At 59.0% G+C, this 8,421-nt stretch carries 9 protein-coding genes; 2 read left to right on the top strand and 7 right to left on the bottom strand.

All coding sequences use genetic code 11. The features are described from left to right. Window positions 1-101: 101 nt before the first annotated feature. From I8N66_RS33565 to I8N66_RS33540, 6 genes are all read right to left on the bottom strand, one after another. Complete coding sequence (locus I8N66_RS33565) at window positions 102-572, bottom strand: pilus assembly protein (RefSeq protein ID WP_291163700.1); 471 nt, start codon at window positions 570-572, stop codon at window positions 102-104. Then, window positions 572-2,194 carry a pilus assembly protein gene (locus tag I8N66_RS33560; protein ID WP_291163697.1) on the bottom strand — a complete coding sequence of 541 codons (1,623 nt, stop codon included), beginning with the start codon at window positions 2,192-2,194 and terminating at the stop codon, window positions 572-574. Before I8N66_RS33560 ends, I8N66_RS33565 begins: the two co-directional genes overlap by 1 nt. A gap of 100 nt (window positions 2,195-2,294) precedes the next feature. Further along, window positions 2,295-2,630 (bottom strand): pilus assembly protein, encoded by a 336-nt coding sequence (locus I8N66_RS33555; RefSeq protein ID WP_291163694.1) that lies wholly within the window; start codon window positions 2,628-2,630, stop codon window positions 2,295-2,297. After that, a complete protein-coding gene (locus I8N66_RS33550) occupies window positions 2,611-4,095 on the bottom strand; it encodes a type II and III secretion system protein family protein (RefSeq protein WP_291163691.1) in 1,485 nt (494 codons plus the stop codon). Before I8N66_RS33550 ends, I8N66_RS33555 begins: the two co-directional genes overlap by 20 nt. 54 nt (window positions 4,096-4,149) lie before the next feature. Further along, the gene (gene cpaB, locus I8N66_RS33545) at window positions 4,150-5,163 is read right to left on the bottom strand and encodes a Flp pilus assembly protein CpaB (protein ID WP_291163685.1); all 1,014 of its coding nucleotides are present in this window, start codon (window positions 5,161-5,163) and stop codon (window positions 4,150-4,152) included. 93 nt (window positions 5,164-5,256) lie between these two features. Beyond that, window positions 5,257-5,448, bottom strand: a complete 192-nt coding sequence (locus tag I8N66_RS33540) for a hypothetical protein (RefSeq protein ID WP_291163682.1) — start codon at window positions 5,446-5,448, stop codon at window positions 5,257-5,259. A 327-nt stretch (window positions 5,449-5,775) separates the two neighbouring features. On the opposite strand from I8N66_RS33540, the gene I8N66_RS33535 reads away from it, so the two are divergent. Then, window positions 5,776-6,297 carry a prepilin peptidase gene (locus tag I8N66_RS33535; RefSeq protein ID WP_291163679.1) on the top strand — a complete coding sequence of 174 codons (522 nt, stop codon included), beginning with the start codon at window positions 5,776-5,778 and terminating at the stop codon, window positions 6,295-6,297. A 150-nt stretch (window positions 6,298-6,447) separates the two neighbouring features. On the opposite strand, the gene I8N66_RS33530 is transcribed toward I8N66_RS33535, so the two are convergent. Further along, on the bottom strand, window positions 6,448-7,161 hold the full coding sequence (locus tag I8N66_RS33530) for a ferritin family protein (protein WP_365888288.1): 714 nt from the start codon (window positions 7,159-7,161) through the stop codon (window positions 6,448-6,450). Between the two features lie 307 nt (window positions 7,162-7,468). Between I8N66_RS33530 and I8N66_RS33525 the strand changes: the two genes are divergently transcribed. Continuing rightward, the coding region (locus I8N66_RS33525) for an FMN-binding protein (protein ID WP_291163677.1) at window positions 7,469-8,421 on the top strand (953 nt) is incomplete at its 3' end.

The raw sequence follows: 8,421 nt of genomic DNA, 5'->3' as shown, positions 1-8,421 counted from the left end.
GAGCGCCGAAATCGCCAGAAGCACGAGCGGCAGCGATATCAGTCCTTCGGTCAGCGTCACACCGCGCTGGTCTTGCCAGAAGGAAATGGGCGATCGAAGGCTTACCATCCGATGTACCTCTCTTGGTGAGAGGAGCGGATTGTGATTGCGTCAATGCCGAGCCAGGAAAAAATAGGTGAGCTCCGGTAGACATGTGCCGTCTGGACGGTAATCGTGCCGTTCGCATCTACCGGAGTAATCGTGATGTTGGTAAGGGCCGGTCCCCAACCGGGTACACGCAGCGCCGCGTTTGCGGTCGGGGTTTGTGTTCCATAGAAGGCAATCAGCTTGGCAGTCGTCGTATCGCAAGTTGCGTCGTACGTTCCCGAATCCGGTCGGCATCGGGCGAGGTAGCGGCCGGCGTCCCGCAGACCGGCGTCGATCTGCATCCGTTCCCAGAAGATGTTGCCGAACTCGAGAATACCTGCAGCAAAGAGGGTAACGAAGGGTATTGCAACCAATGCTTCGGTCAGCACGGCTCCGTCATCGCTGTGGCGGAAACGATTAAGGACGGAGTTTCGCAGCGCGATCATCATCTGACCAACTCCGCTTCTTCGCGAAGGAACTCGTCAAGGGTGCCGCGCCCGCCCTTGCCGCTGATGTCGATCATTTCCAGCGAGATATAGCGCTCATTGCTTTCCTTGACCGCGGGCTTTGTCAGAAACATGCGTGCGAAGGCGATCGCCTTCGTCGCCTTGTGGCCATTCAGATGTCCGACCGAATTCTCGTAACCGCAATTGACGATCGCGGAAAAGATCTCGCGTCGATCGCCGTATTCATCGGCCGTGTAGTTCGAAAGCGCCGGCCCCGAGTAGCATTGTCCGCCGGTTCCAGGGGTGCCCTTCTCGCCGCTCGCCGAAGCGTGGCTGATCAGCGACGGGGTGTTGAGCTCATAGCGATAAACATCGTATGCGGACGGGCGGCTCGGCAGCCCTGTGGCGCCACTGGGATAGCTCGAATAGTTGCTGAGAACGGCGGTGACGGACGGGGCCGAGCCACCCTGCGCAACGTTCCAATAGGTATTGTAATTCCAGTTGTTGCCCGTGCTGATCTTGCCGCCGCCCATCGCTGTCATGGTCGCGCCGTAGCCGAGCGGCACCGCCTTGGTGACGTCTCCGATCGCGCCTCCGGAGGTGACCGGGTTGTACGTGTCGCAAGTCTTGTTGGCGTTGCCCGTCTGGCTCTGCGCAGAGCGCACGTTTTGCGCCGGGCGATAGCGGGCGTCGTTGCTCACCTTGTTGAACGACGAGGAATAGAAACCAAAGCGGGTGTTCACGCCGTCCTCAACAGGCCCAGCCTTGGCGCCGGTCTCCGTATCGAGGTTATCCTTGGTGTAGCAGGTTCCGGGGTTACCCGTCGCCAGGGCATCGGCCAGCACGGATGCACCATTGCCCAAAGGGGTTCTCAGGAAACCGAAATTGCCCGGCCCGGGACTGGAAGAAGACGTACTGTGCAGCTCGATCTGGGTGCCATAGAGATCACCGGCCGCAAATTTCGTGTGTAACTGCTCGGCCGCCTGCTCGCTGACAGTCGCACTGCTGTTGCCGACCGGCTCATAAGGATTGCATATGAAGATCGGTGTCACGTCGCAGGCGCTGACCCGGTACGCCGCCACAGCGTCTGCCGACACGTTGATTGTAGAGCGAGTGACACCGACGGGCAGCGGGAAGATCGTCTGCATCGCCTGGTTCTTGGCTGTGACCCAGGCATATCCGGCGTCGTTCGGATTCGTCGTGATCATTGCCGCCGTTATGGGATCGTCGTCGTCGCCTGCGAACGTGCCGTCGCCGGGGATGCCCTTGAGAAACCTGACTGTCACCGTACTGGCGGCATCGTCCCCGGCCTTGTAAGCAACCGTGATGTACGATCCGAGGGACATGCCACTGCCGCCGTTACCGAAGGCGGCAGTATTGGCAAGCTTCTCGATTGCGGCCTGCGCCCGCGTAATCGAATCGTCACGGCCGTCAAGTTCTCGGGCCCCCGTCAGAGCCATGGCATCGACCGCGCTCTGAAGATCCGTATGGAGATTGGCGCTGCGGCCAACGTCGATGACGATGAGAGAGACGCCGAGCAACAACGGCATGGCAATGAGCGTCAACGCAATGACGTAGCCGCGCCGGTCTTCCCAAAACCTCTTGATCGTCCTGTGTAGCATAGACACGCCTCTCCGATCGCGGCGGCTCACCGTCGTGACACTTTGTTCTTATTGCATTCCTTTCAGGGGCCTTCCCCGCCTGCCTGCTATGCCATCACGGTCAATTTGCCGTGCCGCTATAACCGTTCGTAGCCATGGGCGGTGTGGCCGTCGGCAGGATCACTGCCGTTGGCATCGCTGCACCTGGGCTCGGGCCGGCGCCGTTATAATTCCGCATGACCTTGTCGATCGTCTTGCCGTCCATGGCGATTCGCGTGTTCTGCGCCACCCTCGGGAAAGGATCCTGAATATGGATGGCCTTGTTGGCCTCCATGGCATTGCCAGCCCCGAAGGTGATGGTATCGCGGTGGTTCATGTAGTCGGCGCAGCCCGAAACGAGGCTGGTCGCCGCCAAAACCAGAACCAGAGGCGCCCGCTTACTTTTTAACAACAGCAACGACACCTCCCGTATCGAGATCAAGCCTGTGGCCATAGGGACCGGTGACGCCTTCGCCATTGCGGAACCGGCGAAGCATGTCCTTGTCGACTTCCAAAACACCGAGAGCAAAAAGCTCCGCATCGTTGGAGGAACGCGTTTGGTCAAGCGGACTATAGAGCGCTTCACCCGGCGCCGCCGGGCGGACGATATGCGGGGTTACGACGATCACAAGGTCGGACTCCCGTTTCAGGAAGCTCGTCGAGCGGAACAAGGCTCCGATCACCGGCAACTGCCCCAAGCCCGGCAATTGCTGGATATCTTTCGAGTTGACCGACTGCAGCAGGCCCGCCAATGCGAAACTTTGACCATCGCGTAGCGCCACGGTCGTTTTCGCGGCGCGTGAGATGAAGCCGGGATTTCCGTTGACGTTGATCGATGTATCGATCTCGGAGACTTCCGGCTCGACTTTCAGGCTGATGAGCCCCCCGTCGAGCACAACCGGCGTAAAGGTCAGCCGTACACCGAAAGGACGGTAATCGGTTTGCGTCGCCAATGTCGCACCGTTTGCCACGGTCGTCTGGATCGGCACTTCACCACCGGCGTGAAAGCTTGCGGTTTCGCCACTCATCGCAATCAGGTTCGGTTGGGCAAGTCGCCGCACCAGTCCCTTTTGCTCCAACGCATTGATGACGACATCGATCTGGCCGCCGGAAATCTCAAGGACTTTGGCGATCAACTGTCCGAACGGTTGCATGCCGGTTGCCGCGCCGGCGGCATCCGTAAGGGTGCGGACGAGTGAACCGTCCTTGACGTCAATCCCCTGACTGGTGGTCGCCTTGCCGATACCGTTTCGGCCGTGCCCAGACCAGCCGATACCCAGGTCGCGTCCGGTTTGGCGCGAGGCCTCGATCACCCGAACCTCGAGCATGACTTGCTGGGAATCATTGACACGCAACTGGTTGAGAACGGGCTGGTCCGAATAGGACTGCGCAATCTCCAAGACGCGTTGTAGCTCCATCGCATCCCTCACCACACCGGTCAGGCGTATGCGATCATTCGAATTGATCACTCGAACCTGTGATCCGGGCGAAGCCGCTCGAATGGCTGACGCCACCTCGGTAAAGTCGCTGGCGACACGGATGTCGATGACGCCCAGCAGTTTCTTGTCGTCGCCATAGACGGAGATGTTTGTGGCCCCGGTCTTTTTGCCGCGAATGAAGAGAGACTTATCGGAAAGAGGTACGACATCGATGAGGTCGGCACTACCAATAACGAGATCCCCGAACGCTTTTCCGGTGGTGATCGTCAGCGTATCGTTCGGCGGTAGTACGACATGTTGAACCGATCCGCCGAGAGTGACGAATTTTTCCTGCGCCTCCGCCGAACCGACTAGGACAGGCCCCAAAAAGGCGCTGCCCGAAATAATCGCGACCGTCGCTGCCAGGATCCTGCGTCTTGCCGCGTGTCTTATGCTTACCCTCATTCCCGCCAAAGCCCCCTCTCCTCGAAGCTGGCCCTGCCCCTCATCCAGGGCAGGTTAATTTCCAAGTTCCTGGATCTGCCCAACCCGGTATTCGTCCCGTTTGGTTGCGCTCCAGACACCGACGGTTGCCCACTTCGGTTCTACCGGCAAGACCGGCTCGACACTGCGCTCCACGATTTGCACCTGTTTTTCGCCCTTAGGGGCATTCATTTTGCTTTCGACGGAGTTGATCCTGCCATTGAGGTCCTCGCCAACCTTGCGAACCATGCCTTCGATCAGGTCCAGTCGGCCGTCGTCGGTATTCTGCGTGAATTCGGCAGCCATAGGCCCACCGCCCAGATCCGCCACCGTGACGGGCCTGGTCTGCTCGACTGAAGCAGAAGCGATATTGCGGAGTGCGAGCGAGAGAGTGCCGATATTGGTGCCCAGCGTCAGGCGTTGCGCCTCGTCGGTCGTCACTTCGAACGTGACGGTTTTCACCACCGACGGCTCGTCCTTGCGTTCGTCGGCTGTCTGGTCGACGGCAAGTACTTTTACACCCTGCAACAGCACATCCACCGAGGTCTGTTCGTTGCCGTTCTTGGGGTCACGGATGACACGGGTCAGGAGTACGTCAACCCGGTCCGAGGGGCGAACGAAGCCCGCAACGCCGAGCACGTCGTTGACGCGAATGGAAACCGCCTTCATCCCTTGGTCGAGGGCCGCCGACAGGGTGGCGCGCTCACCGGCGCCGGTAATCTTTGAAGTCAGCACCGGCTCGCCCGGATCGATCGCTTCCATGGCATATCGCGGCTCATCCTTGTCCCCGAGCACCGCCTGGATTGCATCGAAGGAGCCGTCCGGTCTTTCATCTGATGGCCACGGAATGGCCTTCAGGTTCTCGGCTCGCACCCGGTCGCCGAAACGCATGGCCTTGGCGGCAACGACAAGAGTTTTTTCCGATTGCTTGACGCCACCGTTCGCGGCAAGACGTGCCCGCTCCCCAGCGAGATAGGTGCGTGTGGCGAAGACCGCGGCAATGGCAAGAACAAAGGCGATTGCGAGACTAATGACCGTTGAAAAACGCATTGCCGATACTCACAAATCCGAAAATTCACTCGTGCTGAAATTCTAATTTAGAAGAGAGGAGTTAATAAACCCCCCTCCTCTCGGGCAACAAGATTACTTAGGGGTCAATTCAGTCGTCCACCATGATCCCCACTGTTCCCAGGCAGCACTAAGGTTCGTTCCTGCCGCAGTAACTGCCGTGATCGCGCCGCCAATGAGCAGGCCAAGCAGAATTAGGTATTCAGTCAGCGCTACGCCTTCTTCTTCCCGCGCGAAAGCGCGTACTTCAGACAAAACAGCTTTCATCGAGAATTACCTCCAAATATTCTTTGAATGCGCGACCGTTTTATTTCCCCGGCCCCCGCATGTCATCGAGACCGCCTCTCTGACTAAGTTGATTAATAATCCCTTAATTATTATATCGTCAACTTCTAATACGACGTAGAACGAAACATCTCAAGCATATGGTTAAAATCATAAGCCTCCGAATTTTAAGGGGATTTTAGTTGAATTTTATATGATCGTGACATCCCGTAATATTTGTTGAGTTTTCCCGCCCACAAGTGATTACGTCGTACGCAGTACAGCTCGCTAACTCCGGATGAGACCTACGCTCTATCAAGTCGAGGAAACATGATTGAAGTATTCAACATAATCCCGTGGACTGCCGGACTGGTTTTTCTCTATGCGGCCTGGAGTGACTTTCAGCGCTGGCGCATACCGAACGGCGCCGTTCTCGCCCTCATCGCAGTCTATGCGCTTGGCGCTGCCGTGAAGCTACTTGCTGTAGAGGATGTCGGCGCCACGCTCTTCTCGCTCAGCGGCATTGGAGGCGATGTCGGAGCTGGCTTACTCCTCTTCACGCTCGGGGTCGTACTTTGGGCTTTTCGGCTGTTCGGCGCCGGCGACGCCAAACTGTTCCTGCCGATTGGGCTCTTCGTCGGCTGGCACGGCATGCTCCCCTTCGCCATCTTCCTGCTGATCGGAGGCATCTTGACCATGCTGGCCCTGAAAGTGCCGATGCCTCTGGCATTCGCGCATTATGCCGTGGCCATGCGCATCGAGGAGATTCGTGTCAGCCGCAAGATTCCCTATGGCGTCATCATGGTGCTTGCCACGCTTGTCACGATGGCCTTTGGAGGCCACCAGGCCTAGACGAGGCAGCCAGTTTCGCGAAACGCGAGACGCGATAGGGGTGTTTCGGACGCAAGTGCGCCGAGAGCGACGAATGCAGTCGACTTTACGCGAGAGCCCACGGGTGCTTTCTTCCGAGGTAATTCATTCCCGTGCCGTCCCGACGACAGATCATACCTTCGGTGGCAAACCGCGTAGGAACAGCAGGCATTGCACCAACTGGGAGGCGGCCTCCTGCGCGAAGACAAGCCCACGTTCGTCCTTCTCACGCGCCATGAGATCGAGATAACAGTCAAGGATGATGCCACAAAGGACGGCTGGGCGTTCGAACGCTGCCTGAGAAAACCCGTCAACATTGGGCTTGAAAACCACGTGCAGGTCGCGACATTGCCCGAGGCGTTCTTTTGCTTCATCTGCAAAGCGCGTGAGTTCCCGTGCGTCGGCGATATCCCGCAGGCCCGACAACTGCACGTGGAGCCGGTGCTCGAGATCTTCAAGCGTCACGCCGGCTTCCGATGAGGCATCCTGGCGCGCGTGATGAAACGCCGACCGCCGTTCGCGCCGCAGCGTCGCGATGTGACCCAGCTCCTCACCGGCCATTCTTTCGGCAGCCTGCCTTATCTCCGGCGCTGGCGCCCTTCCGGCAACATAGCTCCAGAATTCGAATGCCCGCTCTTCGTTTCTGACGGCGATCGAAAAGGCCCGATAGGCGCTTAGCGCTTCGGCCGGGATCAAATCGGCACCTTCCGCGTCGAAGAGATCAGGCACAGATGGAGCGCCCGTCACAAATCCAGCAGCATCCAGGCCAGTTGCCCTCGACCAATCCGCGACCTGAGACAGGTGCGACTTTTCCTCGGCGATCAGCCGTTCGAAGACTGCGACCAACTCGGGTCGCCCCTCAGCGCTCATCCTGTCGCGCAGCGCTTCGTATCCTTCGATCGCCTCCCGTTCCATGCGCGCGGCCGTTTGCATCAGACCTTCCATGGTGTTGAGAACCGGCGGCTCTTCAGTCAGCTTGGGCATTAAGTCTCTCCGAAAACAACGCCCGCATCCTACGGAAACAAAAATACCGTTTGTTGATCTGGCTCAATGAGCGCGCCGTGTGCGCCGCTAACTTCCGCTCGAATTCCTGGGCCGAGGATCGCGGCGCAGGATCGAAGTGAAAACGGCCGCTACGCCAGATGGAATGCAAATGCTGAAGAACGTCACCATCCAAAAACACGGTCTGGCCGTTTTTCTCCTATTTTTCGTTGCGGTCATTGGCGCAGCCGGCCAGGTGTTCGCCGCCAGCGACCTATCGGGATATCTCGCCAAGGTTCAGCCGACAGAGCTTTTTGCCGGCGCCGACCGTTTCGGTGAGCCCCTGGGCGAACCGGCTATCGTGCCCGTCTACAAGGGCGCTGATATTGCCGGCTACGCCTATCTCAACTCCGACTTCACCAACTCGACCGGTTACTCCGGCAAGCCCATCCATATCGTCGTCGGGATCGACAAGACCGGTGTGGTGCGGGGACTGAAGCTCGTCGACCACAAGGAGCCGATCGTGCTGATCGGCATACCGGAAGCCCGCGTTGTCGCGGCGCTGAACTCGATTATTGGTCGCGATCTTTCCCGCGTCGCCTCGGGCGCCGAGCGCCCGCCTCAAGTCGACATCGTCAGCGGCGCGACCGTTACCGTTCTTGTCATGGGCGACAGCGTTGTGCGCTCTGCCGTGAAGCTGGTGCGGAGCGGCCGGCTCGGGGACAAGGCAACAACTGCAATCGCCAGCACTGCTCCAGTCCGAAAGCTCGATGCTGCGAAACAGGATGTCCACGACTGGCAAACCCTTCTCGGTGACGGTTCGATCCGCAGTCTTCGGCTCGACGTCGGCGAAGTGTCGGAGGCATTCCGCAGGGCCGGACACGAGGACGCAGCCGAAAGGCCGGAAACAGCCGAGCCCAAGGACCGCTTCATCGATCTCTATCTCGCACCGGTCAGCGTGCCATCCATCGGCAAAAGCCTGCTTGGCGAGGAAGGCTATGCGCGGCTCGCCAAGCGACTGAAACCGAGCCAGTCCGCCATTCTGGTCGCCGGCGACGGTGCCTATTCGTTCAAGGGATCGGGCTACGTGCGCGGCGGCATCTTCGATCGCATCGAACTGCTGCA

The sequence above is a fragment of the Ensifer sp. SSB1 genome (genome assembly GCF_016652895.1).
Taxonomy (GTDB): Bacteria; Pseudomonadota; Alphaproteobacteria; order Rhizobiales; family Rhizobiaceae; genus Ensifer.
The sequence above is the reverse complement of the archived record's forward strand: the minus strand, read 5'-3'. Positions and strand labels throughout refer to the sequence as shown.